Raw genomic sequence first — 26,217 nt, 5'->3', positions numbered from 1 at the left:
CATGGGGCTTCTCGGCATTTTGGTCGGGCTTGGTCTGCTGATCTGGCTTGCTTTTCGCGGCTGGACTGTCCTGCTGCTGGCGCCGATCGCCGCACTGATCGCCGCAGCCTTCGATCGTCAACCGCTGCTCGCCAACTGGACGCAGACGTTCATGAGTAGCGCGGCGGAATTTCTCGCACAATTCTTCCCGATCTTTCTGCTTGGCGCCGTCTTCGGGAAGCTGATGGACGACAGCGGTGCGGTGGTCGCGGTCGCGAACTTCATTACCCGCAGTCTGGGCGAGCGCCGGGTGATCCTTGCCGTGGTGCTCGCAGGTGCATTGGTCACTTACGGCGGCGTCAGCCTGTTCGTCGCGTTCTTCGTGATCGTTCCGATGGCTCAGTCGCTGTTTCGCAAGGCGGCGATTCCGCATCGCCTCGTGCCTGCGGCGGTCATTCTCGGCACCTCGACTTTCACCATGTCGGCGATGCCTGGCACACCGTCGATTCAAAACGCCATCCCCATGCCCTTCTTCGGTACGACGCCCTTCGCGGCGCCAGGCCTCGGCCTTATCGCGTCGATGATCATGCTGGGCATCGGGCTATGGTGGCTGCATCGCGCCGAGAAAACGGCGCGACGCGCGAATGAGGGCTATGGCGACGCGCCATCGTCAACTCCCGAATCTGCGGCCGATGATGAACGATTGCGCGGGCGGGCTGCAACCGCGCGGGAATTCGATCCCGCGGAGATCCACCACGGACACCACAGCGAAGTGGCGGCCCCGGTTCTCAACGCCATTCTTCCCTTGATCGTCGTTGTCGTTATCAATCTCGTGATGTCGCTCGTTGTCCTGCCGCGGCTCGACTTCTCATTCCTGGCCGAGCAGCGCTGGGGGAACACGTCGCTATCAGCCGTTGCCGGTGTCTGGTCGGTCATCGTCGCCTTGGCGGCAGCAATCGCGGCAGTCATCCTCTGCAACTGGACGCGACTGCCTGCACTGCGGCAAACCATGGATGCCGGGGCCAATGCGTCCGTCCTGCCCGCCTTGAGTGTCGCCAGCCTCGTCGGCTTCGGCGCCGTTGTTGCGTCCCTCCCCGCCTTCGACATGGTGCGGGACTGGGTGCTCGGCATCGAAGGCGGGCCGCTGGTCTCGCTTGCCGTCGCCACAAATCTGCTTGCGGCGTTGACAGGGTCGGCTTCCGGCGGCTTGACGATCGCGCTCGATGCGCTGGGTCAGACCTACATGGAAATTGCCGCGCAGGCCGGGATTGATCCCGGCATCTTGCATCGCGTGGCAGTGATCGGCGCGGGGACCCTGGACATTCTGCCTCACAATGGCGCCGTCGTGAGCCTGCTCGCGATCTGCGGCCTGACGCATCGTGAAAGCTACTTTGACATTGTGATGGTCGGGATCGTGAACTCCGTCATCGCTCTTGCCGCGGTGATCGCGATCGGCACCATGTTCGGGTCGTTTTGACGCCGCCAAGCGACAACGCGCTGGCCGATGCTTACGACCAGGGCCTGCACTCATTTGTGGACGCCCCGCATCCGGCCTCCGATGCAGCGACGGAACTGGCGATATCCAGACCGATTGTGATAACCTCTGACACGCATGCCTTCCTTAAGTGGTGCTCAACACCTCCACTTTGGCACATCGATGCCGGCGGGCGCGGCGTCCCCCCATCATAAATCGGGAAGCTACGGATCAGGGCACGTTTCGAGCCACTCCCGCTCGACGTCGTGCCTCCAACGGGCGCCCCACGCATGCAAATAGATAACATGCGGTCGATGTTTATTGTAGCGTTCCGAGATAACCGATGATTGCAGCGCGTTCGGCATCATTGACGCCCGTGTAATCCATCGAGGTCCCCGGGCAGGCCTCGCGGGGCCGCTTGAGGAACTCGTCCAGTCGCGCTTCAGTCCATACTCCCCCCAGTTGGCGCAAGGCGGGCGAGTAATCCGGGTAGTTCCTGATCGAGGCGACCCGCCGACCAACCACGCCGAACAGATTCGGGCCGATCCGATTGCCGCTGATTGGCGCCGACTGGTGGCAACCGCTGCACTTCTCCGCAAACAGTGTCTCTCCGATGCTACCTTCTTTCGGGCGCACCGAGACTAAGGTTGCGGCGTCTGTCCACAGGATGACGCGACCGTCATGCCCCTCGATGAGGTCGCGGATTCCACTGCCGATGACGATCGACTCGACATAAGCGACATGGCCTTCGCGCACCCGCGCCCGAAATAGCGTACCGGCCTTGAGCGAGCCGATCAACAGATCGCCGCGCCATTGCGGAAACAGCCCGCCCTCGACAGCCAACAGGTTTGAAGTCGCGATCGAAGGGACCCAGGCAAATACCGGCGTCTGATAGCGCTGCTGCGCGTCAGGCTTGTTCAGAGGCCAGGAAAATGAACCATAATCCGTCCCGTCGGTCGCGTACGGCCAGCCGTAGTTTTTGCCGCGCTCCAATCGGTTGAGTTCGTCGCCGCCTTGCGGGCCGTGCTCGGTGGACCATATGGTTCCCGACCGATCAACGAAGAGGCCCTCCGGATTCCGGTGACCGAGCGTGAAGACCGCTGCGCGGCCGTCGGCAATGTTGATGGCGATGGTCTTACCGTACGAGGTCGCAGAATTCTGCGCCTGTGCTTCAACCGAGGCGACACCGTCGAACCCGAAATCGCCGACGGCAAGCAGCAGCGTCTGTGTATCGAGCAGCGCCATCCGGCCGCCCCCGAAATAGCCGACAAACGCGATGCCGTGACGTCGGCCCTCTCCGCGGACCGGCAGACACGGCGTAGTCTCGTAAAGCATCTTCCATTCCGGACCCGCCGCGCCGCGTAGAATGGTGGTACGATCTGAGTGCAGCATCGAGACCCGCTCGACCCAGCACTGCTGAGCTGCCTTCCAGTACGGATGTGAGACGAACACTCGCACGTCGGGGCCGGTCTCCTGCACCAGCAGAGCATAGGTCCGAAACCATTCGGTATTGAGAACCTCGCCTGCGGCCTCGACCCGCTGGCCTTCCTGCGGCAGCCATTCGTCTCGGGGAGCAGCCCAGGGGCGCCCGGCTGCCGCGGCAAACTCATCGCCGTTGATGGGAACGCGATAGGGCAGTGGGATGATCTTCAGACGGTCTGTCTCTGCCTCCCAGCCGAAGACGTAGAGATGACCATCCCCACTCAACTGCAGGTAACGATCGCCGATGCGCGCCAGCCCTCCGCCGCGCACCACGGATTTCGGAAAAACTCCCGAATAAGTTTCGACGTTGAGATTATAGTACTCGGTCCTGATCACGGCTGCGGTTTGCCGCAGCGACACCTGCGCTGTCAGACTCGGTGCGACCAGGCCAACCACGATCGTGGCGAGCAGCGCGCCTAGCGCGATAGCTCGGTGCAGCAGCGAGGTTCCGACTAGATACGGCGCCGGAACAAGCACCACGGCGGATAAGAACGTGGCAACCGTGATGGTACGCGGAAAATTACTCTTGGTGACAATGAAACCTAGGAAGACCACGCCGAAAATGGCGACCGTCGATACGACTATCAACCACAGGGTCTGCCAACGTCCGGCGGACAGGAGCAGCGCGGCAATGCTGGCGCTGGCGACAAACGCAGTCGCAAGACACGCGAAGGGCAGCCACAGAGAACGCGGCAATTGCCATACTGGCAAGCCGAATCTCCACGCTGCTAAAAGCAATAGCAGACCGACAGACGTGGCGTACCACGCTGTGAGATAGCGCCATGACGGCGCTGCGCTCGCTTTCACTCTACCCTCTGGACTGCGCCCCCCGTCGCACCAGTAGGCTAGCTTAGCTTGCGCGCATGCGAGAATTAAATCGACCGCCTTGGTTAACAACCAAACTTCAGATGGATCGTGAGGTGGTAGTGATACAAGGAACTACTGCTTTCCAGACTTCTGCGCCGTCATGGGTACACCCTAAGCGGCCAAAGCGAGATACCCGCTCACGGTCAGAACCGATGCCGCAGTGGAGGCAAGGATGACGTTGGACGTGATATCAGCCTCGCGCTGGTAGAACTCCGCCAGCATGAACGGGCCCGTCCCGGTCGGAAGAGCGGCCAGCAGAACCGCAACGTGAGTGAGCAACGGTGACAGGCCGAACACGGCGGTCGCCATGATCCATGTGACGGCCGGCTGCAGGACAAGCTTGAAGCTCACGAGGAGAGCTGCCGATCCGATATCCTGCTCTGAGGTCTCGCGCTTGGCTGCAAGGAACAGTCCGAGCGCAACAAGCGCGCACGGCGAAGCCGCGCCACCCAATAGTTTCAGGAAGCTTTCGGCCGGCGCAGGGACACTGAGACCGGCGAGCGGAACGATCGCGCCGAGAGCAGGTGCGACCAGCAAGGGATTGCGAAGCAGCGAGCCGCCCACCTTGATGAGAAGGTGCTTGCGTCGCTTTTCGGTTTGCAGGCCAGTCTCGATCAGCACGATGGCAATGGCAAGAGGATGCAGACCGTGATGATCGTGGCAATGAGGGTCGGGGCCAACGCGCCGCGGCCAAGCGCCACCAGCGCCAGCGGAAAACCGACAAAGCCAACATTCGCGTAGCCCGCATTCAGGCCGTCGATGGCGGCGTCGGCCAGGTGCCGCGGGTGGCGTAGACGAACGGCAATCGTGAGGCAGAAGACCAGCGCCGCGCCGATGCCGAATGCCGCGATAAAGCCCGGCTGCCAGACATCGGCCCATTGGGCGTGCGCGATGACGTCGAAAAGCAGGGCCGGGAGCGCGAGGTGCACGACGAAGCGGTTCAACTCCGTAGACGCGTGGGGGCCGAGGACGCCGAGCCGGCGAGCGAGCCAGCCCGCGAAGATCAGTGCGAAAATGGGGAGGACGGTGGTGAGGGTCGAGAGCATTGGAGAGCCTGACTTTGAAATTGCCGGTTAGCTCTATCCAGCCGTTCTGATATCATCCAATACCAATTCACGCCCCTATCCATACCTTTTCGGTATCATGATCGACATCAGGCAGATGCGCTATTTCGTGGCCTTGGCCGAGACGCTCCACTTCGGGCGCGCGGCCGAGCGCCTTCACATCAGCCAACCGCCGCTGAGCCGGCAGATCGCAGCCCTGGAAAAGGAGCTCGGCGTCCGCCTGTTCGAGCGTCACTCAAGGCGTGCGACGCTGACCCATGCCGGTCGGCGCTTTTTGGAAGATGCACGCGCGGTCCTGATCAGCTTCGATCAGGCCTGTCGCAACGCGCGCCTGGCCGAGCGCGGCGAGCTGGGCGAGCTTTCCATCGGCTTCATGATGCACGCGGCCTACACCGTCCTGCCGGGGTTGGCCCGGCGTTACATGGCCAATCATCCCGGGGTGCGCGTCGAATTGCGAGAGATCGTTCCCGCCACTTTGGCTGATGCTGTGCTGGCCGGGCAGTTCGATGCCGCCATCATGTTCAACCCTGGCCCCATTCGAGGCCTCGAGACGCAGACGATTTATCGCGAGCGGCTGTGCCTAGCCATGCACGCCAGCCATCCTCTCGCCAACCATGCAGTGATCCGCGCCAAGCAACTCAATGGCGAGCCCCTGATCGCTGTCCCCACCGATGTCGCACCGAAGCTGCGCGAGGCCATTGTCGCCTATTGTCGTTCCGGCGGGTTTGAGCCCACGTTCAGATTAGAGGTCGCACTTCAGCAGACGATCGTGAATCTCGTAGCGGAGAACCTTGGCATTGCTCTGGTGCCGCAATCCATGGGGCAACTGGGCATTGCGAATTTGGTCCACCGTAAGCTTGAAAAAGCGCCGACCATCGAGCACGTGGTCGCCTGGCGGCCAAGCAATCTCAATCCGGCGCTCCAGCCATTCCTTGCGGAAGCGCGGGCCGTTGCCCCGTAACAGGTGAGTGCGTTGCTGCCCTTCCCCTGCTTCGATTGGCTACAATTCAATTTGTATTTGTCTGAAAGCGCGGCGTTCTGCCTGCCAACCAGACGAAATCGCTTGCCGCGTCAGCAGCGCGTTGCACCGGGGCAACAGTCCCAGGAAAAAGTGTCAACCGGCACTTTTCGCCATTGTGCGTCCACAACTCGATCCGAAAGATCAACGCTGTCGCATGCTTGGCTGTGTAACTCGGCTCAAGTGGAGCCCTTTGGAGGCTACGGGACATGAACCCGCGGCAATTTGCGACGGTGGCGCCGGCGCTGTGCGGAACGATTGTTCTCGCAGGTTGGGTTGTTGCATCGCTCGGCGGCTTAGGTTCGGCCAGCATCGAGCACTCCGGCGCGCTGCCGATTGAAGACCACCCGGCGCCATCTCTTTCCGCCAACGCCGATCTTCCCACCAACGCCGAGCCCGCGGATGCACCACAGGCAGCCGCGGCGGGAAGCGCCACTATCGTCGCGTCCGCCGATGTGGCAGCCGCCGTCGAGTCGGTGAAGGGCATCGTTGCCGATGCGCCGGCGGCCTCGGTTGCGGCGGAACCGATCGTCGAAGCCGCGCTGCCGGATTCGTCGCCGACGCTGCCGGCCGAAACACCACCCATGCAGGTGGCGACAGCGAACACGCCTGACCCGGTCCTGAACGACGACGGCACGGAGGCGGCAAACCGCATCGAAATTCTCGACGAATGCCTGGTCGTGGACATCTGCATCGACCGATACCTGTGGGCGCTCTACCAACGCACGCCCAAGGAAGACACCAACAAGGTGTCCGAGCAGAGGAAAGTGACAATCAGGAAGAGAGGCAAGACGAGGACCGTCACCAGAACCTTTACAAGGCTCGTCGATGCCGACTTTACCTGGAAGGATCCGAAGGCAGCGGAAAGAGCCGGCATGCCGATGATGGACTACGTGATCGGAGGCATGGATCGGGGCTTCAAGCTGAAGCTGTTTCATGCGCTTCACGCGGCGGAGCAAGCCGGACTGTCGCCGGGCATCACCAGCGCGTTCCGCGATGACTACCGTCAAGCAATCGCAAGCGGCCTGAAGGCGGCAAGCAACAGGTCATATCATGGCGGAAGCTTGCGCGGCGGCTATGGCCACGGGCTCGCGGCCGACATCGTGAGCGTGAAAGGCACGACACGGGGGCAGCGGTGGATTGCCAGTGAAGCCCTCTGGAAATGGGTCGATGCACACGGGAAGGAGTTCGGCATCGGGCGACCGTATCTCGATCGAGATCCGCCGCATGTGGCACCGATCGACGGCAGAGAATATGCCTCTCACCACGTTGGAACGAAGGTTCGCCACGCGGAGGCGAACACGAAAAAGCACACCAAACTGGTTATGCGCGCCGATCGCGGCGCGGCGAAACGCACAAAAAACGCAAGAGCGTCGAAGGGGCGAACGATCTAACCGTATTTCAAGCACGCGCTCCAACGACGCAAGCAAGCTCTGCCAAATTCCTTAATTGCGCCGCGCGAATGTCCCAAGAACCATACGAGTTTGGATCGGGGCGACTGGCGCCGCAGATGGTGTGCGCATGATTTCGCGTTTTGTGAGACGGCAGCGCAAACAGACGCGGCGGCAGCCAGCATATCTTATCATCGCCGCTTTCGCCGCACTTATCGCGGCTGGAGACCCTGCGGACGCCAGGGGGGCTCGGAGCGAGCGCTCGGTCGAATCCGTCCAGTCGCGCATCGCCGGCGAACCGATGATGGCCGTCGTTTCGCTCCAGGACCAGCGGATCACCGTTTACGACGCCAATGGCTGGATCCTGCGCGCGCCGGTGTCGAGCGGCCAGAAAGGACGCGAAACGCCAGCCGGGATCTTCAGCATTATCCAGAAGGAAGCCGAGCACTACTCGAACCTGTATGACGATGCGTACATGCCCCACATGCAGCGCATCACTTGGTCGGGCATCGCACTCCATGGCGGCCCCCTGCCCGGCTATGCCGCATCCCATGGCTGCGTGCGGATGCCTTTCGATTTCGCGGCGCGCCTGTTTGAGGACACGCGGATCGGCTTGCGGGTGATCGTGGCACCAACCGATGTGGCGCCGATCGAGATTGCCCATCCGGCTCTGCTACAGCCGAAGCCCGGCGCCATCGCTTCGGCGGCTGCCCGTCGGGCAGAAGCCGATGAGGCGGCCGCAAAGGCGGATCAGGCAAGGCGCGCCGCCGCGAAGGCTTACCGGGAATCCACACAGGCGTCGATGCCGGTGCGCGTTGCGGACAATCTGAAGCGCAGGGCCGAGACGCAACTGGCCGCCGCCGAGGCCGCGCTTGGCTCCGCCGCCTCGCCCGAGGCAAAAGAACAGGCCGAGCGCACCAAAGCGCAGGCGGTCACCCGAGTAGCCGAGTTGCAGGAACAATGGACGGCGGCAAAGGCGGAGCTGCAACCGAAGCTCGATGCCGTCGCCGCCGCGCGTGAGGCCGCGCTCGCCGCGGAGAATGCGCGGATTGCGGCAGTCGACGCCGCACGCCAGGCGGCGCGCGAGCTCGAGCCGGTATCAGTGCTGATCAGCCGCAAAACCCAGCGGCTGTATGTCCGGCGGGCATTTGAGCCTATCCTGGACAGCCCGGTCACCATCCAGGACCCCGATCGCCCGATCGGCACACATGTCTTCACCGCCATGGAGCCGACCGATGGCGGAAACGGCATTCGATGGAGCGTTGTTTCACTGGAAAGCAGCCATCCGCACGGCGGCGCGGCAGAACCTCACGATCCGGCGCGCGGCCACAGAGCTCGCGAGGTCGAGCCAAAGAAGACGGAGCCGGCCAGCGCAATGGCTGCGCTCGACCGGATCGTCATTCCGCAGGACGTGATGGATCGCATCGCCGGGATAACGCCGCGCTCGTCGTTGATCATCACCGACGAGGGGTTGAGCTCTGAAACCAGCAAAGGAACGGATTTCGTGGTCCTCATGAGCGGCGAGCCGCAGGGAGGAATCAAGATGCGACGACGCGCTCCGGCGAGCGAGTATCCCTATGCCCGCGCACGCGACCGTCAGCTTTTCTGGGGCCGGCCGTTCGCAGGACCGTCTTCCACGTGGTGAGGCCGTGATTTTCGCACTGGTAACGACACAAATGCGCAGTGCCAAACCGGACGTATCGCGGCGAAATCTGATGATGCGACGGCAAGCGGCGTCGCACTGGTGTTCTTGATATCCGGAGCGTATAGTTGCGGGAGACTTGGCGGTAGTGCGGAATGTCAGTTTTCTCAGGCAGATTAAGTCTCGCGGTCACTTTAGCAGCGCTCTGTCTGGGCGGGCAAACGGCCCACGGCCAAGTTGTTCCCATGACATATTGGACTCCAGGCTGGCCCATCGGCTTTGACAATGTGACGGTCGACCAGAGTTCGAACACATACGGCAACTTTCCGAGCTTTGACGCCAGTGACGCTCGCGGCGGCCGCTTTTCCTATACGCGCTACAATTTCCCGAACGGCTGGTTCGTCGGCAGCGAACGCAGTGCCATGAGCTTGAGCGGCATCAACCAGTATGCAGCCTTTGGCAATTTCGGCTCGCTCTATACTGAGGGCGTGCAGTTCGGCTACAGCTTCAAGAACGCGGGCGGGCTGCCGCTCACGGTCTATGCCGGTTTCGACACCTTGAAATATAATACAGGCATCGGTAGCCCCTTCGCTCCCTTCGACTCCGTGTCCGGCACCCTGCCCGGCTATAGCGCGCATGCGGGCATCGAAATCCAGCCGGCGTCGAATCTCAGCCTGTCATTTGGCGTCGGCTACACCCAACAGTCGGGGCGCATCGACAGCGACATCAATTCGTCCTTGCTACCGGGCGCTTCTCCGTTTGCCTTCGGCGCTCGCCGCTAACGCACGCGAATGATGCTTGAGCTGGCGGCTCAAATCGCGCATCAATGCCCTTATTGCGCACCATAAAAAACAAAAGGGAGGCAATCATGAGGACGCTCACAGCCGTGCTGTGCGCCCTGGCGCTGTTCGCAACCGGCGCGCAGGCGCAAACCGTCAAGGATTTCCTGGCGCAGGTCACCAAGAAATGGACCACGCCGTTCGAGCCGTTTCAACTGATCGGCAACATCTACTACGTCGGCACCGACGGCATCGCCGTCTACGTGATCAAGACGTCTGAGGGCCTGATCCTCATGGACACCGCGCTTCCGCAGTCCACCGGCATGATCAAGGACAACATCGCCAAACTCGGCTTCAAGCTCGGCGACATCAAGTACATCCTGAACACGCATGCACATTTCGATCACACCGGCGGCTTTGCCGAAATCAAGCAGGAGACCGGCGCGCAACTCGTTGCCGGCGAACGCGACAAGCCTTTGCTGGAAGGCGGATATTATCCCGGCGATGAGAAGAATGCCGATCTCGGCTTCCCGCCCGTGAGGGTGGACCGCGCCGTCAAGGAAGGCGACAAGGTCACGCTCGGGGACACCACGCTGACGGCGCATGCGACGCCCGGCCACTCACCCGGCTGCACGAGCTGGGAGATGACCGTCAAGGAGGGCGGTCACGATCGCGATGTGCTGTTCTTCTGCAGCGGAACGGTCGCGCTCAACAGGCTGGTCGGCAACCCGACCTATCCCGGCATCGCCGACGACTATCGATCGACATTCGGCAAGGCCAAGGCGATGAAGATCGACGTGCTGCTCGGCCCGCATCCGGAAGTGTACGGCATGCAGCAGAAGCGCGCGCAAATGAAGGACGGCACCCCCAACCCGTTCGTCAAGCCCGGCGAGCTCGCAGCCTACGCGGCAGGCCTCGAACAGGATTTCGACAAGCAGCTCGCCAAGCAGACGGCCGCGCTCCAGAAGAGCAACTAGAGCGCAATGTCTTTTGGTTGAAACGCCGCTTCGCCGCAAGTTCACCTCTCCCGGAGGGAGAGGTCGTCCCGAAGGCGCGGGTGAGGGGTTACGGTCCCTCGATAGAGCAAATCCCCTCACCCGGCGTTACACGTCGACCTCTCCCTACGGGCGAGGTGAAGAGACGCAGCGCCCATCGCGGACACGATTCGACCTCATCTTATCAGACGCTAGACGCGGCAGTTATAGCGCCGTGCCGCCGCCAAACTTGGACGGATCGTTGTAGCTCGGCGTGTCGTCGTAGTGCATCAGCGGACGAGGTGCTGCGAACTCCCAGCGCGGAACCGCGTAGACCGGGCCGGGTCGAATGATGACATGCTCCGGCCTGAAGTGATGGAGGGAGGCCGCACTGGCAGATGCAGACAGGGTGATCAACAGGCCTAAGGCCAAGAAAGTACGCATCGCGTTTACTCCGATGAACTTGTCGCCCGCTCTCATCCCATGAGGTGCGCTGGGGCCGCCATCGTACCAAGGTATGGCGGCCTCACGATCGGTCACATCAGCGATATCGGCGGGCATGCCTTCTGGTGCCCGGCGCGGTCTGACTCATCAAAGCCTCGACGGCTCACGCATCGGCCATCTTCTTGAAGGCCTCACGGTCAAGAACCTTGACGTGGTGTCGGCCTCGCGTGGTTATGATCTTCTTCACGACGAGCGCCCGGAATGCGCGGCTGAGCGCCGGAAGGGTAATGCCGAGATAATCGGCGATGCTCGAACGATCCATCGGCAGATATATTTCCGAGATCGGCTCGTTCCGCGCAATCTGCAGGTGCTCCTGGAGCTCAAGGAACATGGCGAGCCTCTTGACCGCTCTTTTCTGGACAAGGAGAACCGCATGATGCTGCGCCTGACGCAATTCGTCGCAGAGCTTCACAATGATTTGCACGTCGAGATTGGCGCTGCTGCTCAGAATCCGCTGCACCGACTGCAGCGGCATCTTGTAGGCGATGACGGGTGTCGTGGCCCTCGCCGTGTTGGTGTACCGCGCCTCCTCGGTCAAACCGAAGAGATCGCCGGGATAGAGAAAGGACATGACGGGCGGTCCGTCGGCAAGCATCCGATACGCGGTGACGACCCCGCTTATGATGTTGAACACCGCATCGGCGCGGTCGCCCTGATTGTAGATCCGCTCGCCTTTCTCGAAGCGAACGATTGCAGCGATCTTTGCAAGCTGCGCGCGCTCGTCGTTGCTCAACAATTGATGCCGGACACGCTTTTTCGGATGACCAGGCGTCCAGGGATCGGTCGCATGAATCGCGGGTCCCGCCATGCGGGTTGCGTTCGTCGGCATATGTTGTCCACCTCTTGCCATTGCCGATGAGTAGCCGATCTGCCGCGTTTCCTTTTTGATCGCCGTCAAAGAGTACCTACGTTTGCCTGCGTTGGCCCGACCGGAACTGGCCGCCAACATGCGCGCCACACAAATTTGATCCTGATCAAACTTTCGCCTACCAAGGAGGCTGCCTTTTTTCAGTCGGTACGCGATAACTTTGGCGGTGATGGCGGAATGGGGAAAGCGGTCGATGTCGTCGGATTCAAGTGATCCCCGCCTGACCTATGCGCAAAATATCGAAAGATACCGCCGGCTCCTGAAGACCCAGTTGAGCGATGCCGAGCGGGAATTCATCGAGCGACGGATTTCCGAAGCGCATCGCGCTTACGAGACACCAACCGACAGGTTCGTCGTTCGCGCCAATATCGATCACTTCCTGAAGGCCCTGTGGGACGGCAACCTGACGCCTGAAAAACGCTCCACCATTACCAAATTGCTGATCGAGGAGCAGAACAAGCTGAGCCATGACCTGGAGCAGCTTCGGTTCGCGGAGGATCGAGTACTGGCCGGCCGCAAACGTCTCGAGCATCTCAGAAGCAAATTGAACGACCCGCGATCCGATCCGGCCAATCGATCGCAGGCAACCCGCCTGCTTGCGACAATGGAAGAAATCCAGCGGTTGCTGGAGGAGTTCTGCGAACAATTGCGCCGCAAGGTCATTGGCAGGGACGGCATCTAGCGACCTCGCGCCTCAATAAGGCTGATCGCGGATGTGTAGCATGTATAACACGCGGGAGATCATCAGCTCCCCTACCAGAAAAATGCCGACACAGATGATGATGTCGACCCATGTCAGCGCTAGCGCGTTCTGACAAACCACCAGCGGCAGAAGCGATTCCGGAATCTGGTCCAGCCCAACCGCCTGGGCGCTGGACGGCAAATTGAGACGACGCTTGATGAAGCTGGAGATGATATCGCCGAGCATGGCAAGGCATCCCACCAGAGCGCCTGTGGCGACGCTCACGCCAAGAACTGGCGCGGCCGCCGCAGTGGCGGCCACGGAAAGGACGACACCTCTGATCGTCTTTGACTGACCCAGCAACGGGCGGCCATCGACGAAATGCACCTCCGCATCCAAAGGAAACGCCAAACGGGCGCCGAATATCTTCTTGGCGATAACCGGCGTGCCGTTAGCGAAGGTCAAGAGCACGAGCGATTGCAGGATTGGCCAAAGGTCCATCTGAATATCCTGCGCCGGCGCACGGCAGGTCCGGTGCAAAAGGATAGACGCACCGCACCTGCCAATTCAACCTTCAGCGTTTCCACGATTTCTCGCAATCGCCTTGCGACAGGCATCGGAGCGACGGAGGACACACTGATGGCCCCTGGCGCGCCCCACGGTTCGTCGCCGAGTTTGACCCGCATCAATGGTGTACCATCACAGAACGGTTAGCTTGGCGGTCTCAGCGAGGAGTCTGCCATGAACGAAATTCCCCAAATTACCATTTCCTCCGCGAAGGTCGCAGCGATCCTCGCGAAGGCACGGCAGTTCGACGTCAAGGATGCGGTGACCGACCCGGAGCCCGCCTCCAACGCGAGTGACGATGCCATGCTTTCGGTCCTTGAGGATCATCGCGACGATCCCGTCGGCGGCGAACTGACGGCGATCATCCGCGGCCTGAACGAGGACGAACAGGTCGACCTGGTGACGCTTACATGGCTCGGCCGCGGCGACGGCGAACTCGACGAGTGGGACGACCTTCGCGCGGAGGCCGCGCACGCGCACAACAAGCGCACGGCGGAATATCTCTTGGGAATGCCGTTACTCGGTGACTATCTGGAAGAGGCCCTATCGCAATTCGGGCATTCCGCGGAGGAGTTTGAGCGGCCGCTCTAGAGTATTTTCGGTTCTGATAGAATCAGAACTGAAGCTCTAGATTCTTGTTTTGATGCGTTTTCTTCACGCGAACCGGTGTCCACCCTCGGATCAAGTCCGAGGGCATGCTTCGCTCGAAAACCCTCTAGCAAGGTCCGGAGAGATGCCTCAGGCTCCGAAGGGCGCGACCGCATTGGATGCGCTGCCCGTCACTGATGGCGTCCAGTCGCGGCAGCCTTGCGCGGCGTTGCATTGCCGTGTCGGTTGTGATTGGAGCCATGCCGGCCGTTCGGCAACTCGATAGGCGTGTGCCGCTGCTCCTTGGCGTCGAACACCGTCACATGAAGCTTCGGATGTCGCTTCTTGATTTCGATCGCGGCCTTCTCGGCGGCCTCGTAGCTTTCGTGCTCGGACTTCAGTTGCCGATCGACGGCAACATGAAAAGGCTTGGTGAGCGATGGCTTGACGGATTTTCGACCCGAACCTGCGACATTGTTGGCGACCGGCGTCATTACCGGCCCGATTCGAGTCGAGAAACCGGCTTTCCGTGAGGAACCGCGTTGCTTGTTCCTGGGCATTGGTCGACCTTCTCGAGAACATGCCCACGTCTACCGAGCGGAAACCTTCATTCTGCGCATTTCCACTATCGGGACGTTGAGCTTGGTCAATAACAACGCAAATCAGTTCCGGCGGTGCCTATCGATCTGTCCTTGTCAGGCGGGCGGAACGTTTCGTTCCAAATCCTCCAGCCAAGCCGCAGCGCTGGCGTCCGAGGGCGCGCGCCAATCGCCGCGGGGCGAAAGTGACCCTCCGGCCGAAACCTTGGGGCCGTTTGGCATCGCGGAACGCTTGAACTGGCTGAACGCGAAAAATCGCCGCAGGAAGACCTCCAGCCAGCGCCTGATATCGGCAAGCGGATAGGCTTTGCGCCGGTCAGTGGGAAACGCGGCTGGCCATTCGCCCTTGGCAACGTCGTTCCAGGCATGCCAGGCGAGGAATGCGATCTTCGACGGCCGGAAGCCGAACCGAAGCGTATAGAACAGATTGAAGTCCTGCAGCTCATACGGCCCCACGGCCGCTTCCGTGCTCTGCGGGGTTTCGCCGGCCTGAACAGGTACCAGCTCGGGCGAGATCTCCGAGGCGAGAATGGCGCGCAACGTTTTTGCGACTTCATCGTCGAACTGTTCGGTCGCGATGACCCAGCGGATCAAGTGCTGGATCAACGTCTTCGGCACGCCGGCGTTGACGTTATAATGCGCCATCTGGTCGCCGACACCATAGGTGCACCATCCGAGCGCCAGCTCGGAGAGATCGCCGGTGCCGATCACGATCCCTCCGCGATAATTGGCGAGGCGGAAGAGATAGTCGGTGCGCAGCCCCGCCTGCACATTCTCGAAGGTGATGTCATAGATCGGCTCGCCCCGCCCTGCGGGATGATCGATGTCGCGGAGCATCTGCGTGGCGGCTGGGCGGATATCGAGCTCGCCGGCGCTCACCTGCAGCGCCTGCATCAAGGCCAGAGCATTGGCCTTGCTTTCGCTGCCGGTCGCAAAGCCCGGCAGCGTGTAGGCAAGAATGTTCGATCTCGGCAATCCGAGAAGATCGATCGCCTTGGCGGCAACGATCAGGGCGTGCGTGGAATCGAGCCCGCCGGACACGCCGATCACGACGCGCTTGGTGCCGATGGCCCGCAGCCGCTGCACCAGGCCCGCAACCTGGATATTGTAGGCCTCGTAGCAATCCTGATTGAGGCGGCTCTGATCGCTGGGCACAAACGGGAAGCGCTCGACCTTCCTCGCAAATCCGATGTCCGTCATCGGAGGCCGCAGCGCGTAACCGATCCTCCGATAGGAGCCGGCACTCTTCTGCCTTCGATTGTCGTCGAAGGTGCTCATCAGCGAGCGCTCCTGACGCAGCAGATCCAGATCGATGTCGGCGATCGTGATCTGTCCGTCCTGCCGGAAACGCTCACCCTCCGCCAGCAGCACGCCATTTTCGAAAATGGAGGTCTGGCCATCCCAGGCCAGATCGGTGGTCGATTCCCCGATTCCCGCCGCGGCATAGACATAGGCGGCAAGGCAGCGTGCGGAGCAGGATCGCGATAAGAGATCACGCGACAGCGCCCGGCCGATCGTGATCGGACTGCCGGAGAGATTGGCGAGCACGGTCGCTCCGGCCAAGGCAAGTTCCGATCCCGGCGTCACCGGGATCCACATATCCTCGCAGATCTCGACGCCGATGGTCAGTCCGGGAACATCGTCGGCCTCAAAGAGCAGGTCGACGCCGAAGGGAGCGCGAACATCGCCAATTGTGATCTCCAACCCGGTCAATCCCGCGCCGGAGGCAAAGTGACGGGTTTCGTAGAACTCTCGATAGGTCGGCAGGTACGTCTTGGGAACGACGCCGAGAATGCGGCCACGGTGAATGACAACAGCGCAATTGTAGATCCGCGCCCCATGACGCAGCGGTGCGCCGACGATCAGAACGGTCATCAGCTCGGCCGATGCCGCCCGGACGCTCGCCAGCCCTCGCTCCACCGCATCCAGGAGCGGATCCTGCATGACCAGATCTTCGATCGCATAGCCGCAGAGACACAGTTCGGGAAATACTGCTGCTGCCACTGACTGCCGGTGGCAGGCGCAGGCCGCCTCGATGATGGCGGTCGCGTTGGCGGCCGGATCGGCCACACGGGACACCGTGACGCAGGCAGCGGCCCGGGCGAAGCCGTGGCGGTAGATCGAATGGAAACTCATATGGCTCGGCTCCGTCCCGCGAGACCCAGTTTGTAAGACAACTCCCCGGCCGATGCTGCGCCGTCAAGTCATCTCAGTTAGGTCTAGTCTATTCGAACACGGCGCCTTGCCAAGCAACCGATGGCCGCGAAACGTTAACCGACGTTTGGGTCAAGCCTCCCGATAATCGAGCAGGATCAGCCCGACCAGGATGAATGCCACGGGCCAGATCCAGGAGGCGATGCGGCTTGCCTTGCCGTCGAGACGGAGCTCCAGCCAGCGCGCCCATCCGGCGAGGATTCCGCATAGCGCCAGCGGCGTGTGGCTCATCTCGATCAGGAGCTGGTCCTTGATGTTAGCGATGGCATGGGAATGGGTGAGCAGCAGTGCGCCGCCGATCGCGGTGGTCAGCGGAAACACCAGCGCCGCCTTGCTGTTCCTGAGCCCGCCGACCTGCACGCGCCACTCGAACAGACCAAACACGACGATCAGCAACACGAAGATGCGATGCTGTGCGATCTCGGGATCACGCAGCGATTCGAAAAAGCCGAACTGTCCGAGCGGCCACGCCGCCTCGTCGGCACGGAAGAACAGAAACGTTGCCATCGCCAGAAAAAGCAACGGCCAGTGCCTTGCCCACCGTCCCCAACGAAAATGCTGGATCAGGGCGAGAAGGCCGATGAGGACGACGAATATCCCCGCCCAATGGTGGTTGAATTCCGACCAGGCGACATCCGCGGCATTGCGGGGCAGGATCGTGCCTTCGCCTGGGACATAGGCTAGCGGTGCCGTTGTCCGCTGCGCATCAGCCGCAGCAATTTTCGCCTGCAATTCCGCGACGGTGAGCTTGTCGTAATCAGGGCTTGACAGGCGGATCGGGAATTGCGGCGTGAACCGCTCGACGATCTCGGACCAGCTCACCCGGTCCTGCGCCAGATCGATGCCCGGCGGCAGCGACGTCAGGGAGGCGGCGGCAAAGAGCACAGCCGCACCGATGCCGATTTCCACTTCGGCGAACCGCTTCAGTCGGAGGATCGGTGTTGACGCATCGCGGCGCAGCCGGTCGACGGTGAAGAAGTTGAAGGCGCCCAGCGCGAGCAGCATCAGCAACAGACAGACCTTCGCGCTTGTCATGACGCCATAGGCGGTGCCGTAGATCGCCTCGAAGGAGCCGATATAGCCGATCGACATCACGGTGCCGCCGACGAGGATGGCGCCCACTGATGCCATCGACATCGCCGAATAGCGCCGCCCAATCAGCTTCCAGTCAACCGGATCTTGACAGAGGTTGAGCGCAATCAGGAAGCAAGGCAGGCCTCCGATCCAGACCGCGGCACCGAGCATGTGCAGCCCGCCCGCGACGAGGTAGGGCCATCGCAGTTCGAGACGACTCGCCGCGTGAGTGACCGAAAGCTGCGCGATCAAGATCACGGCGGCGAGGCCGACAAGAAAGAGAAGTCGTGACGTTGTCCACGACCTCCTTGCGAGGAGAGCAATGAGGAAGGCGCAAGCGGCGATCACGAGGTCCGCTCGTACGAAACCGGCCCCGGCCGCCTCCGCCCACGACAGTTCGAGCGTTCCGACAAGCGCGAGCGCGTTAAGTACGAGCGAGCAAAGCGTGAAGATGCCCAGGAGGAAGGAGCTGATAACAAGAAATGTCCGGCAGTGGCTGCCAATCTCGGCGCTCTCGACGGAAAGCCAGGGCTGGAGCGGTTGCAGCAGCACAAGCAGGAAGGCAAGCGTGCCGAGCGTGAAAGTCTGGCTCGTGAGAATCAGACCCCGCAGAACGACGGACAGGTAGCCGAATATGTCGAGAAAGAGCGACACGGCTATCGCACGGTGAACCGAATATCGCCGCGCGTGATGTGCCCGTCGACGCTCAGCACCTGCCAGCGCAGACGCCAAGCACCAGGGCTGAGACCTTTTGCCTCCGCATCCAGCGCGTCGGATGGCGAATCGGCCGCCGGTGCGAGCCGCTGCTCTGTCCCACCAGCGCCGATCAGCATCACTTTCGAACGATCGCGATCAATCCGACTATTGAACTGCAGATGAACAGGCACATTGCCAGCAGGCACAACCGCGTCAGCCGCGGGCGACGACTTGATCACGATGGCGTGCGCGATGGCCTCCTGGAGAGAAAGCAAAACAAGGAGCAGCACCGAAAACGGCAATGGAATTCTCAGTCTCATGCGCGGCGGCTATTGTTGAGGAGAATGCAGGTAATCATTCAGCGGTTCTCGTGACCTGGTCACTGACGTGACTGTACGAACCAGCTCAATATCGCAGTTGACCATGTGCTGGCTGAATTCGGCTTCAACTATCCACTGGTTATGGGTAAAGACCGCGTGAGCTTAGCAAGGAGCGCCAAGCCGATTGGGCGGGAAGCTCCGCTCATCATCCCAGATTCCCAAAAATGATACGGCATAGTTTTGTTATGTCAAGCGCATTCCACCCCGGCATCTGCGGCCTTGAAGACGGCTAGCGCGACGCCGCTGCGCGCAGGATGTATCGCGCACCATAAGCGGCGGTGCGTCTCGGTTACCGATGTAGCCGCTCAGTCTGCAGCAGGTCATGATCCGGTAGCAGAGTTGGCTAAAATTTCGAAAGTACAGCGATCGACGAGCGGCGCACCGCAAAGCGGGCCGAGCGTTCATGAAGAGCTCTCGTTGAGATCGAACAAGAGCCGGGTGCACGAATGACGTCTTCGGATATAGCGTACTACCTGTTCGCCATCTTCAACGCTTTGCGGCTCATTTCCTATCTGCCGCAGATCTACAAAATCGCGCAAGATACCAATGGCGCCTCAGCCATTTCCTATTCGACGTGGTTTCTCTGGATTGCAGCGAACGGATCAACGGCCGTCTACTCCTTGTCCAATCTCGGAGACATCACCATGGCCTTGACCAATGGCTTCAACGCGCTGTGCTGTGCGATCGTCGTCGGGCTGACGGCGTTCAAGCACCGCCAATTTCAATCGCAGGTCAGGTAGAGCCACACACATTGTTGCGCATGGCCGCCCCTACGCCATTCTCTCGCTCGTACCTCGCAAGAAGGCAACGATAACTTTGCCCTGGCTTTGATGCTCCGCGCCTTCAGATCACCGGCTGCTTGTCCTTGCGAATTGCCTCGAGAGCCGAACGATCGATCTTGAGGTGCGCTTCGACCAACTCATGCGGCGTCAGGGCCATCCACTGAGCCAGAGATACATCCATGAATCTCGGCGACCTAAACAGCTCGAGGAACTGCAGGGGCTCACCGCCGGTGTTCTCGACGAAGTGGCTCATCGACTTGGGCACATATCCGACATCGCCGGCCTGATAATCGAAGGTGCGCGCATTGCCCTCGGCAGCGAAGACCGTCATCCGCGCTTTACCGGAGATGTAGAACTGCCACTCGTCCGCGTTGGGATGCCAGTGAATCTCCCTCATGTGACCTGGGTCGACTTCTACATGCGCCGCGGCAACATCTGTGGAGATCGGGAAGTTGCGCGTGTCAGCGATCCGCACTCGCCCTCCCGGGGAGATCGTGGGCTGCTGCTCCATTAACCTGAACGCCATGTCCTGCGGGACACCTCCGAGGGAATCTTCGATACGGTCGGCGTCGATTGGCGGAGGTGGATCGGACTGGAAGATGAACAGTTCCTCTGTCGGAATCTGATCCAGTTGCTTTGCGTCCAGCTTCAGGTTCTTCGCAAGCACGCCCCGGTCCGTATGAGCAAACAGATCAGTAATCGCGAAAGTGCTGTCTTCGGAGAAGCTTCCGTCAGGAAAGGCCAGCAGGAATTCACAGCCATCTTCCGGCAAGCCCTGAATGGAGTGGGGAATGCCTGACGGAAAATACCAGAGATCTCCCGCCTTCACATCGGAGATGAAGTTATGCCCGTCATTATCGACAGCGGTGATCCTGGCTCGGCCGGCGAGCATGAATGCCCATTCTGCCGGCTTGTGCCAGTGCAGCTCGCGCACCGCGCCCGACTTCAAACGCATGTTAACACCGGCCATGGTGGTCGCTACCGGCAACTCCCTTACCGTTACCTCGCGAGACCAGCCGCCTTCTCGAATTTTCATGTGTGCGTCTGCGAAGGAGAAGCGCAGATTTGGTATCGAGCCGTGATCGGTGGACGGCGGGCGGAGAATATCGGGGTTTTGCTGCTCCCGCTCGACATTCCGGGGGCCGATGATTGGCGCTCCTTTAGCGCCAATGAGCGGTTCGTTGCTATTCTTTGCTGCGGCCGCGGCGGTCGCGCCACAGGCGGCGGCCGCCGCAATCAGCGTTCGTCGATCCAAAATGTCCATGATAGCTCCCTTCGCGTAGCTGGGTTGGGAACTGGCAAGCGTACGAACTCGCCTATCCTCAATTAGCAACCGAAGCGCTAGCAGAAGGTTGCGGTGACATTCACGCGAGGAGAAGGGCATGCCGCAGCGGAAAGGCATTCACCGCCGTGGCTTCGTCACCGCCGCCGGCGCCGGAGCGCAGTCGTTTGCAGCGGCGACGGAATTGCTACAACGACCGCGCGATCAAGAGCGCGCCAAGGGAAACGATCGACCATTTTCTGGTCGCGCCATTTCTCAGCATGCGGGGCCAGGTCCTTGGCCAGGAATTTCCGGAACTGGTCGCGGAACGTATCCAGCTCCTCGGGCTCCCCTACTCTCAGACGATGAGGCCGCCGCCGGCAACGACGACCTGGCCGCTGATATAATTGGATTCCGGACTGCAGAACAGATAGACAGCATCCGCTGCCTCTTCAGGTGTACCGCCGCGACCGAGCGGAATCATTCGTGCCATCATCTCCAGCATCTGCGGCTGTACGCCGACCTTGATCTCGTGGCCGGCGACGTCAATCGTCTTTTGTTGCGCCTCGATCGGCTGCGTCAGACGGGTGTTGATCAGGCCGAAGGCGACGCAATTGACGTTGACCTTGTAGCGCCCCATTCCTTGCACAGCGTTCGCGTCAGGCCGACCAGCGAGGCCTTGGCCGAGGAATAGCTCGTCTGCCCGGCATTGCCGTAGAGGCCGGCGATGGAGGAGATGTTCGCGATTTTGCGAAACACCTCGCGCCCCTGCTCCGCCTCCTGCTTGGCAAATACCCGGATCGGTTCGGCGGCGGCACGCAGGATGCGGAACGGCGCCACGAGGTGCACGTCGAGCATCGCCTGGAACTGCTCATCCGTCATCTTCTGGATCGTGGAGTCCCAGGTGTAACCGGCATTGTTGACGATGATGTCGAGGGCGCCGAACCTTTCCAGCGCAGCGCCAACAAAGCGGTCGGCAAAGCCTGCCTCCGCGATGCTGCCGTTCACTGCGACCGCATCGCCGCCAAGCCCCTCGATCTCCGCCACCACGGCATCGCCCGGCTCGGCGTCGAGATCGTTGACCGCGACTTTCGCGCCCTCGCGCGCAAGCTTGAGCGCGATCGAGCGCCCGATGCCGCGGCCGGAGCCGGTGACGAGCGCGATCTTGCCTTGCAGCCTTGCCATGAGCATGTCCTTCCTTAGAGCGCGATGACGGCGCCGCCTTCGAGCTTGACCTCGCCGCGCTCGTCTTTGGTGGTAAGTGCGAGCCTGACTCTGCGCTCGCCGTTCTCCTCGAACAACTCGGCCACGGTGCCCTCGCATGTCAGCCGCGCACCGAGTTGGGTGATGGCCACAAACCGCGTCGCGAACGCGCGCAGCCGCGCCGGTGGCACCGCATCGGTCACCGCCTGGCCAAGACAGGCCATGACCAGCATGCCGTGCGCGAACACGTCAGGGAATCCGGCGCTTCTGGCGAAATCAATATCGACATGGATCGGATTGTGATCGCCTGAAGCGCCGCAATAAAGCGCAAGCGTATGCCGGGTGATCGGCGGGAACGTCTTGTGGACGAGGCGGTCGCCGATTCTGATCTCGCCGATTTCCGTCATGGCGCCCCTGGTTGCGCACCACGACGGTGCGCGCGGTGTCGGCGACATGCACGCCGTCCTGGTTGGTCACCTCGCATTGGATGACGACCAGTGTCAGCGCGCCACCCTTCTTCTCGGTGACGGCGGTAACCCGTGGGCGGAAGGTCAGGAGGTCGCCGATCACGACCGGCGCGTGGTAGACGAAGCTCTGCTCGCCATGCAGCACGCGGGCGAGATCAATGCCGAGCGCCGTCAGCATCTCGAACGGCTCTGCGGCATCCATCATTTCCAGGCAGAACAGGTAAGTCGGCGGCACCGGCGTTGCTGCGAACCCCGCCGCGCGCGGCCGCCTCATCGCGGTAGACCGGGTTGGTCTCGCCAAGCGTGTTGAGGAAGTAGCGCAGCCGACCCGGCTCCGCGCGCGCGGTGACGGGCGTGAAGTGCCGGCCCACGGCGGATTGATCGACCAAAGTCGGTATCAATTTCTCTGATAGAGCGTGACGACGCAGGCGCCGCCGAGGCCGAGATTATGCTGCAGCGCTAGCTTTGCGCCCTCGACTTGCGTCGGGCCGGCCATGCCGCGTAGCTGCCGCGTCAGCTCGTAGCACTGTGCAAGACCCGTAGCGCCGAGTGGATGGCCCTTGGACAACAGCCCGCCGGAGGGATTGGTCACGATCCGGCCGCCATAGGTGTTGTCGCCGTCGTCGATGAACTTCGCCGCCTCGCCCTCGCCGCAGAGCTTTAACGCCTCATAGGTGATCAGCTCATTGTGGGCAAAGCAGTCGTGCAGTTCGACCACGTCGAGATCTTCAGGCCCGATGCCCGCGCTATCTTAGACGCGCTTTGCTGCCGCGCACGCCATGTCGTAGCCGACCAGGCGCATCATGTCGCCGGCGCCGAAGGTCGAGGGCGTGTCGGTTGTCATGGCCTGTGCGGCGATCCGCACCGTCCTGGCAATGCCGTGCTTGTCGGCGAACCGATCCGACACCAGCACCGCCGCCGCGCCACCGCAGGTCGGGGGACAGGCCATCAAGCGCGTCATCACCCCAGGCCAGATCACCTGATCGTTCATCACGGCATCAGCGGTGACCTCCTTGCGGAAGATCGCTAGCGGGTTGTTCGCCGCATGGCGGCTCGCTTTCGCGCGCACCTTGGCAAAAGCGTCGAGCGGCGTGCCGTATTTCTGCATGTAGGCAAGGCCCGCCCCGCCGAAATAGCGCAGCGCGAGCGGAATGCCGGGCGCGTCGATCAACCGGTCCGCCGCCGCGTCGAATTCCTCGAACGCGCTCGGGCGGTCGGTGTAGACGCTGCCGAGCGCGCCGGGCTTCATCTGCTCGAAGCCAACCGCCAGCACGCAATCCGCTGCGCCGCTTTCGATCATCTGCCGCGCCATGAACAGCGCGGTCGAGCCGGTCGAGCAGTTGTTGTTGATGTTGAAGATCGGAATGCCGGTCATTCCGACCTGATAGAGCGCGCGCTGCCCGCAGGTGGAATCACCATAGACGTAGCCGACATAGGCCTGCTGGATCGCGCTGTAGTCGAGCCCCGCATCGGCCCGCCAGCTTCGTCGCCTCCGCACCCATCGCATGATAGGGCGCACTGGCGCCCGGCTTGGCGAAGGGGATCATGCCGACACCGGCGACAATTACCTCGGACATCGCTTTCCTCCGAATAAATTACCCATTGGACTTTTTCTTACCCATGGGTAAGATTACAGCCTGCCGTCACCTGGAGTCAACGCGTCCGAGCATGGATTCAGGATCCCCCGCCCTGCCGTCTTCCCCCTGGCTGCCATTCGAAAGCCGGCGCCGCGCCCGCGACGAGAAGCGCGAGGCGGTGCTACGCACGGCGGTGCAGCTTTTCCTGGAGCAGGGCTATCACCGCGCGACATTGAATGACGTCGCCAAGCGGCTGAACATCACCAAGCCCGCGCTCTACAACTACTTCCGCAGCAAGCACGAGATCCTGTTCGAGTGCTGGTCGATGGGCGCAGATCTCGTCGACAGCGTCATCACCGAGATCAATGCCAGCGGCGGTTCGGGCCTCATCAAGCTGCGCAAGCTGGTGCATGCCTATGCGGAATTGATGGCGACCGATTTCGGCGCGAGCCTGGTGCGCTTCGACCTGCGCGATCTTGCCGAGAAGGACGCCGGTATCGCGCGGGCCGCCAAGAAACGCATCGATGCGACGTTCCGCAAGCATATTTCGAGCGGCATCGCCGACGGCTCGATCAATCGATGCGATCCGAAGCTTGCCGCATTCGCAATCGCGGGCGCGCTGAACTGGATCGGGCACTGGTACCGGCGCGACGGCACATCGTCGCCGACCGACATCGCCGACGAATTCACGGCCCGGCTGACCGAAGGCTTGGCCGCGGTCGCAATTCCCAATCACAACTCAAAACAAAAGACGCCGAGCGCCCCCTTGCGGCGCGAAACAAGGCGCAAGGCACCAGGGAAGAAACGCACAGGAGGAGCGTCTTAATGAACATCACCCACGGATTGCGGCGGGCGCTGCAGATCAACCCGAATGGACTGGCCACTGTATGCCGCGAGCGACGACGCACCTGGCGCGTCGTGGGAGAACGGGTCGCGCGCCTCGCCGGAGGCTTGCGGGCGCGCGGCGTCGCCGATGGCGATCGCGTCGCGGTGCTGTCGCTCAATTCCGACCGCTATCTCGAGCTCTATCTCGCGGTCGGCTGGGCCGGCGCGGTGATCGTGCCGCTCAACATCCGCTGGAGCGCGCTGGAGAATGAGGATGCACTGCGCGACTGCCGCGCCAGCGTCCTGTTCGTCGACAAGGCGTTTGCGCCAACCGGCGCGCAGCTCGCGAAGGCGATCCCGGGACTCAAGCTGATCTTTGCCGACGATGGCGATGCGCCATCGGGCACCGAGAGCTATGAGGCCGTCATCGCGAGGAGCGAGCGGGTCGCCGACAGCATGCGCGAGAGCAAGGATCCAAGAACATCGTCTATGGCGCATCGCCGATCAGCGAGGCGGTGCTTGACCGCGCGGCGCGGGCGCTGCCGCATGTTCAGTTCACGCAGGCCTACGGCATGACCGAACTGTCGCCGATCGCGACGCTTCTGCACTGGAAGGAGCATATCGGCGAGGGACGCAAGAAGGGTCGCCACCGCGGCGCGGGCCGCGCCACCCTTGGCTGCGAAGTGCGTATCGTCGACGAGAACGACCAGCCGGTGCCTTCGGGCAATGTCGGCGAGATCGTCGTGCGCGGCGACAACGTGATGATGGGCTATTGGGAACGGCCCGAGGAAACCGCGCGAGCCATCGTCGATGGCTGGATGCACACCGGCGACGGCGGCTATGTGGACGAGGACGGCTTCATCTATGTGGTCGACCGCGTGAAGGACATGATCATCTCCGGCGGCGAGAACGTCTATTCGATCGAGGTCGAGAATGCGCTGGCGCAGCATCCCTCGGTGCTGCAATGCGCGGTCATCGGCATCCCGAGCGAACAGTGGGGCGAGCAGGTCCATGCGGTCGTGGTCAAGCGCAGCGGCGTCGAAGTCTCCGCCGGCGAGCTGATCGAGTTCACCAAGACGCTGATCGCGGGCTACAAATGCCCGCGAAGCATCGAGATCACCGAGGCGCCTCTGCCGCTTTCCGGCGCCGGCAAGGTGCTGAAGCGCGAGCTGCGCAAGCCGTTCTGGGACAACCGCGAGCGCCGTGTAAACTGACTCCCTCGGTTGATCGGAATCGGTCGGACTGGGCCGGTCGCTCCGC

At 61.9% G+C, this 26,217-nt stretch carries 20 protein-coding genes and 6 pseudogenes; 11 read left to right on the top strand and 15 right to left on the bottom strand.

Translation table 11 applies throughout. The features are described 5' to 3' along the window. Nucleotide 1: 1 nt before the first annotated feature. Nucleotides 2–1,456, top strand: coding sequence for a GntP family permease (locus tag AC5ZG5_RS27650; RefSeq protein ID WP_456643932.1), 1,455 nt, complete (start codon nt 2–4; stop codon nt 1,454–1,456). 315 nt (nt 1,457–1,771) lie between these two features. Here the strand turns inward: AC5ZG5_RS27650 and AC5ZG5_RS27645 are convergent, their stop codons facing one another. Beyond that, nucleotides 1,772–3,832 carry a PQQ-dependent sugar dehydrogenase gene (locus AC5ZG5_RS27645; RefSeq protein ID WP_456643931.1) on the bottom strand — a complete coding sequence of 687 codons (2,061 nt, stop codon included), beginning with the start codon at nt 3,830–3,832 and terminating at the stop codon, nt 1,772–1,774. Between the two features lie 81 nt (nt 3,833–3,913). Further along, a pseudogene (locus tag AC5ZG5_RS27640) lies at nt 3,914–4,848 on the bottom strand (AEC family transporter). A 97-nt stretch (nt 4,849–4,945) separates the two neighbouring features. Between AC5ZG5_RS27640 and AC5ZG5_RS27635 the strand changes: the two are divergent. From AC5ZG5_RS27635 to blaBJP, 5 genes are all read left to right on the top strand, one after another. Beyond that, complete coding sequence (locus tag AC5ZG5_RS27635) at nt 4,946–5,827, top strand: LysR substrate-binding domain-containing protein (protein ID WP_456643930.1); 882 nt, start codon at nt 4,946–4,948, stop codon at nt 5,825–5,827. 266 nt (nt 5,828–6,093) lie between these two features. After that, nucleotides 6,094–7,278 (top strand): peptidase M15, encoded by a 1,185-nt coding sequence (locus tag AC5ZG5_RS27630; protein WP_456643929.1) that lies wholly within the window; start codon nt 6,094–6,096, stop codon nt 7,276–7,278. 127 nt (nt 7,279–7,405) lie between these two features. Next, nucleotides 7,406–8,920, top strand: a complete 1,515-nt coding sequence (locus tag AC5ZG5_RS27625; RefSeq protein WP_456643928.1) for a L,D-transpeptidase family protein — start codon at nt 7,406–7,408, stop codon at nt 8,918–8,920. 242 nt (nt 8,921–9,162) lie between these two features. Then, nucleotides 9,163–9,699, top strand: coding sequence for a hypothetical protein (locus AC5ZG5_RS27620; protein ID WP_456643927.1), 537 nt, complete (start codon nt 9,163–9,165; stop codon nt 9,697–9,699). Between the two features lie 86 nt (nt 9,700–9,785). Further along, nucleotides 9,786–10,673: a BJP family subclass B3 metallo-beta-lactamase gene (blaBJP, locus tag AC5ZG5_RS27615; protein WP_456643926.1), complete on the top strand. Its 888-nt coding sequence runs from the start codon at nt 9,786–9,788 to the stop codon at nt 10,671–10,673. A 222-nt stretch (nt 10,674–10,895) separates the two neighbouring features. On the opposite strand, the gene AC5ZG5_RS27610 is transcribed toward blaBJP, so the two are convergent. Both AC5ZG5_RS27610 and AC5ZG5_RS27605 read right to left on the bottom strand, forming a co-directional pair. Next, entirely contained in the window at nt 10,896–11,231 is a 336-nt protein-coding gene (locus tag AC5ZG5_RS27610; RefSeq protein ID WP_456646404.1) for a hypothetical protein, read from the bottom strand. Between the two features lie 46 nt (nt 11,232–11,277). Then, nucleotides 11,278–12,003, bottom strand: coding sequence for a Crp/Fnr family transcriptional regulator (locus AC5ZG5_RS27605; protein ID WP_196237321.1), 726 nt, complete (start codon nt 12,001–12,003; stop codon nt 11,278–11,280). Between the two features lie 232 nt (nt 12,004–12,235). Between AC5ZG5_RS27605 and AC5ZG5_RS27600 the strand changes: the two genes are divergently transcribed. Beyond that, complete coding sequence (locus AC5ZG5_RS27600) at nt 12,236–12,724, top strand: hypothetical protein (RefSeq protein WP_130225028.1); 489 nt, start codon at nt 12,236–12,238, stop codon at nt 12,722–12,724. A gap of 12 nt (nt 12,725–12,736) precedes the next feature. On the opposite strand, the gene AC5ZG5_RS27595 is transcribed toward AC5ZG5_RS27600, so the two are convergent. Next, nucleotides 12,737–13,195 carry a CDP-archaeol synthase gene (locus AC5ZG5_RS27595; RefSeq protein ID WP_456646405.1) on the bottom strand — a complete coding sequence of 153 codons (459 nt, stop codon included), beginning with the start codon at nt 13,193–13,195 and terminating at the stop codon, nt 12,737–12,739. A gap of 270 nt (nt 13,196–13,465) precedes the next feature. On the opposite strand from AC5ZG5_RS27595, the gene AC5ZG5_RS27590 reads away from it, so the two are divergent. Next, nucleotides 13,466–13,882: a DUF3775 domain-containing protein gene (locus AC5ZG5_RS27590; protein WP_456646406.1), complete on the top strand. Its 417-nt coding sequence runs from the start codon at nt 13,466–13,468 to the stop codon at nt 13,880–13,882. Between the two features lie 188 nt (nt 13,883–14,070). On the opposite strand, the gene AC5ZG5_RS27585 is transcribed toward AC5ZG5_RS27590, so the two are convergent. The 4 genes from AC5ZG5_RS27585 to AC5ZG5_RS27570 all read right to left on the bottom strand — a co-directional run bounded on the left by AC5ZG5_RS27585 (nt 14,071) and on the right by AC5ZG5_RS27570 (nt 18,764). Continuing rightward, a complete protein-coding gene (locus AC5ZG5_RS27585; protein WP_456646407.1) occupies nt 14,071–14,439 on the bottom strand; it encodes a hypothetical protein in 369 nt (122 codons plus the stop codon). A 135-nt stretch (nt 14,440–14,574) separates the two neighbouring features. Further along, nucleotides 14,575–16,614, bottom strand: a complete 2,040-nt coding sequence (locus AC5ZG5_RS27580) for an NAD(+) synthase (protein WP_456646408.1) — start codon at nt 16,612–16,614, stop codon at nt 14,575–14,577. Nucleotides 16,615–16,764: 150 nt separating this feature from the next. Then, nucleotides 16,765–18,420: a CopD family protein gene (locus AC5ZG5_RS27575; protein WP_456646409.1), complete on the bottom strand. Its 1,656-nt coding sequence runs from the start codon at nt 18,418–18,420 to the stop codon at nt 16,765–16,767. A 2-nt stretch (nt 18,421–18,422) separates the two neighbouring features. Beyond that, nucleotides 18,423–18,764, bottom strand: coding sequence for a copper resistance CopC family protein (locus tag AC5ZG5_RS27570; RefSeq protein ID WP_456646410.1), 342 nt, complete (start codon nt 18,762–18,764; stop codon nt 18,423–18,425). 524 nt (nt 18,765–19,288) lie between these two features. On the opposite strand from AC5ZG5_RS27570, the gene AC5ZG5_RS27565 reads away from it, so the two are divergent. Beyond that, nucleotides 19,289–19,582, top strand: a complete 294-nt coding sequence (locus AC5ZG5_RS27565; protein ID WP_456646411.1) for a hypothetical protein — start codon at nt 19,289–19,291, stop codon at nt 19,580–19,582. Nucleotides 19,583–19,685: 103 nt separating this feature from the next. Here the strand turns inward: AC5ZG5_RS27565 and AC5ZG5_RS27560 are convergent, their stop codons facing one another. The 6 genes and pseudogenes from AC5ZG5_RS27560 to AC5ZG5_RS27535 form a co-directional block, all read right to left on the bottom strand. After that, nucleotides 19,686–20,888, bottom strand: a complete 1,203-nt coding sequence (locus tag AC5ZG5_RS27560) for an oxalate decarboxylase family bicupin (protein ID WP_456646412.1) — start codon at nt 20,886–20,888, stop codon at nt 19,686–19,688. A gap of 197 nt (nt 20,889–21,085) precedes the next feature. Continuing rightward, a pseudogene (locus AC5ZG5_RS27555) lies at nt 21,086–21,247 on the bottom strand (acyl-CoA dehydrogenase family protein); the annotation flags it as partial. Beyond that, a pseudogene (locus tag AC5ZG5_RS27550) lies at nt 21,244–22,070 on the bottom strand (SDR family NAD(P)-dependent oxidoreductase). The pseudogenes AC5ZG5_RS27550 and AC5ZG5_RS27555, both read right to left, overlap by 4 nt. Nucleotides 22,071–22,084: 14 nt before the next feature. Next, the gene (locus AC5ZG5_RS27545) at nt 22,085–22,495 is read right to left on the bottom strand and encodes a MaoC family dehydratase (RefSeq protein ID WP_456646413.1); all 411 of its coding nucleotides are present in this window, start codon (nt 22,493–22,495) and stop codon (nt 22,085–22,087) included. A gap of 10 nt (nt 22,496–22,505) precedes the next feature. After that, nucleotides 22,506–22,944: pseudogene (locus tag AC5ZG5_RS27540) on the bottom strand (MaoC family dehydratase N-terminal domain-containing protein); the annotation flags it as partial. 8 nt (nt 22,945–22,952) lie between these two features. After that, nucleotides 22,953–24,132 (bottom strand): annotated as a pseudogene (locus AC5ZG5_RS27535) (lipid-transfer protein). A 91-nt stretch (nt 24,133–24,223) separates the two neighbouring features. Here AC5ZG5_RS27535 and AC5ZG5_RS27530 point away from each other — a divergent pair. Further along, the gene (locus AC5ZG5_RS27530) at nt 24,224–24,958 is read left to right on the top strand and encodes a TetR/AcrR family transcriptional regulator (protein ID WP_456646414.1); all 735 of its coding nucleotides are present in this window, start codon (nt 24,224–24,226) and stop codon (nt 24,956–24,958) included. Continuing rightward, nucleotides 24,958–26,171, top strand: a pseudogene (locus AC5ZG5_RS27525) (AMP-binding protein). The gene AC5ZG5_RS27530 and the pseudogene AC5ZG5_RS27525 overlap by 1 nt, the downstream one beginning before the upstream one ends. The last annotated feature ends 46 nt before the right edge of the window (nt 26,172–26,217 follow it).

The sequence above is a fragment of the Bradyrhizobium sp. Ses1 genome, assembly GCF_059512365.1.
This window is presented reverse-complemented; position numbering and strand designations above follow the sequence as displayed.

What these genes read in the sequence shown, in the direction of transcription:
- AC5ZG5_RS27650 (WP_456643932.1), top strand. Translation starts at nt 2, where the DNA reads ATGGGGCTTCTCGGCATTTTGGTCGGGCTTGGTCTGCTGATCTGGCTT.
- AC5ZG5_RS27635 (WP_456643930.1), top strand. Translation starts at nt 4,946, where the DNA reads ATGATCGACATCAGGCAGATGCGCTATTTCGTGGCCTTGGCCGAGACG.
- AC5ZG5_RS27630 (WP_456643929.1), top strand. Translation starts at nt 6,094, where the DNA reads ATGAACCCGCGGCAATTTGCGACGGTGGCGCCGGCGCTGTGCGGAACG.
- AC5ZG5_RS27625 (WP_456643928.1), top strand. Translation starts at nt 7,406, where the DNA reads ATGATTTCGCGTTTTGTGAGACGGCAGCGCAAACAGACGCGGCGGCAG.
- AC5ZG5_RS27620 (WP_456643927.1), top strand. Translation starts at nt 9,163, where the DNA reads ATGACATATTGGACTCCAGGCTGGCCCATCGGCTTTGACAATGTGACG.
- blaBJP (WP_456643926.1), top strand. Translation starts at nt 9,786, where the DNA reads ATGAGGACGCTCACAGCCGTGCTGTGCGCCCTGGCGCTGTTCGCAACC.
- AC5ZG5_RS27610 (WP_456646404.1), bottom strand. Translation starts at nt 11,231, where the DNA reads ATGCCCGCCGATATCGCTGATGTGACCGATCGTGAGGCCGCCATACCT.
- AC5ZG5_RS27605 (WP_196237321.1), bottom strand. Translation starts at nt 12,003, where the DNA reads ATGCCGACGAACGCAACCCGCATGGCGGGACCCGCGATTCATGCGACC.
- AC5ZG5_RS27600 (WP_130225028.1), top strand. Translation starts at nt 12,236, where the DNA reads ATGTCGTCGGATTCAAGTGATCCCCGCCTGACCTATGCGCAAAATATC.
- AC5ZG5_RS27590 (WP_456646406.1), top strand. Translation starts at nt 13,466, where the DNA reads ATGAACGAAATTCCCCAAATTACCATTTCCTCCGCGAAGGTCGCAGCG.
- AC5ZG5_RS27585 (WP_456646407.1), bottom strand. Translation starts at nt 14,439, where the DNA reads ATGCCCAGGAACAAGCAACGCGGTTCCTCACGGAAAGCCGGTTTCTCG.
- AC5ZG5_RS27580 (WP_456646408.1), bottom strand. Translation starts at nt 16,614, where the DNA reads ATGAGTTTCCATTCGATCTACCGCCACGGCTTCGCCCGGGCCGCTGCC.
- AC5ZG5_RS27565 (WP_456646411.1), top strand. Translation starts at nt 19,289, where the DNA reads ATGACGTCTTCGGATATAGCGTACTACCTGTTCGCCATCTTCAACGCT.
- AC5ZG5_RS27560 (WP_456646412.1), bottom strand. Translation starts at nt 20,888, where the DNA reads ATGGACATTTTGGATCGACGAACGCTGATTGCGGCGGCCGCCGCCTGT.
- AC5ZG5_RS27545 (WP_456646413.1), bottom strand. Translation starts at nt 22,495, where the DNA reads ATGACGGAAATCGGCGAGATCAGAATCGGCGACCGCCTCGTCCACAAG.
- AC5ZG5_RS27530 (WP_456646414.1), top strand. Translation starts at nt 24,224, where the DNA reads ATGGATTCAGGATCCCCCGCCCTGCCGTCTTCCCCCTGGCTGCCATTC.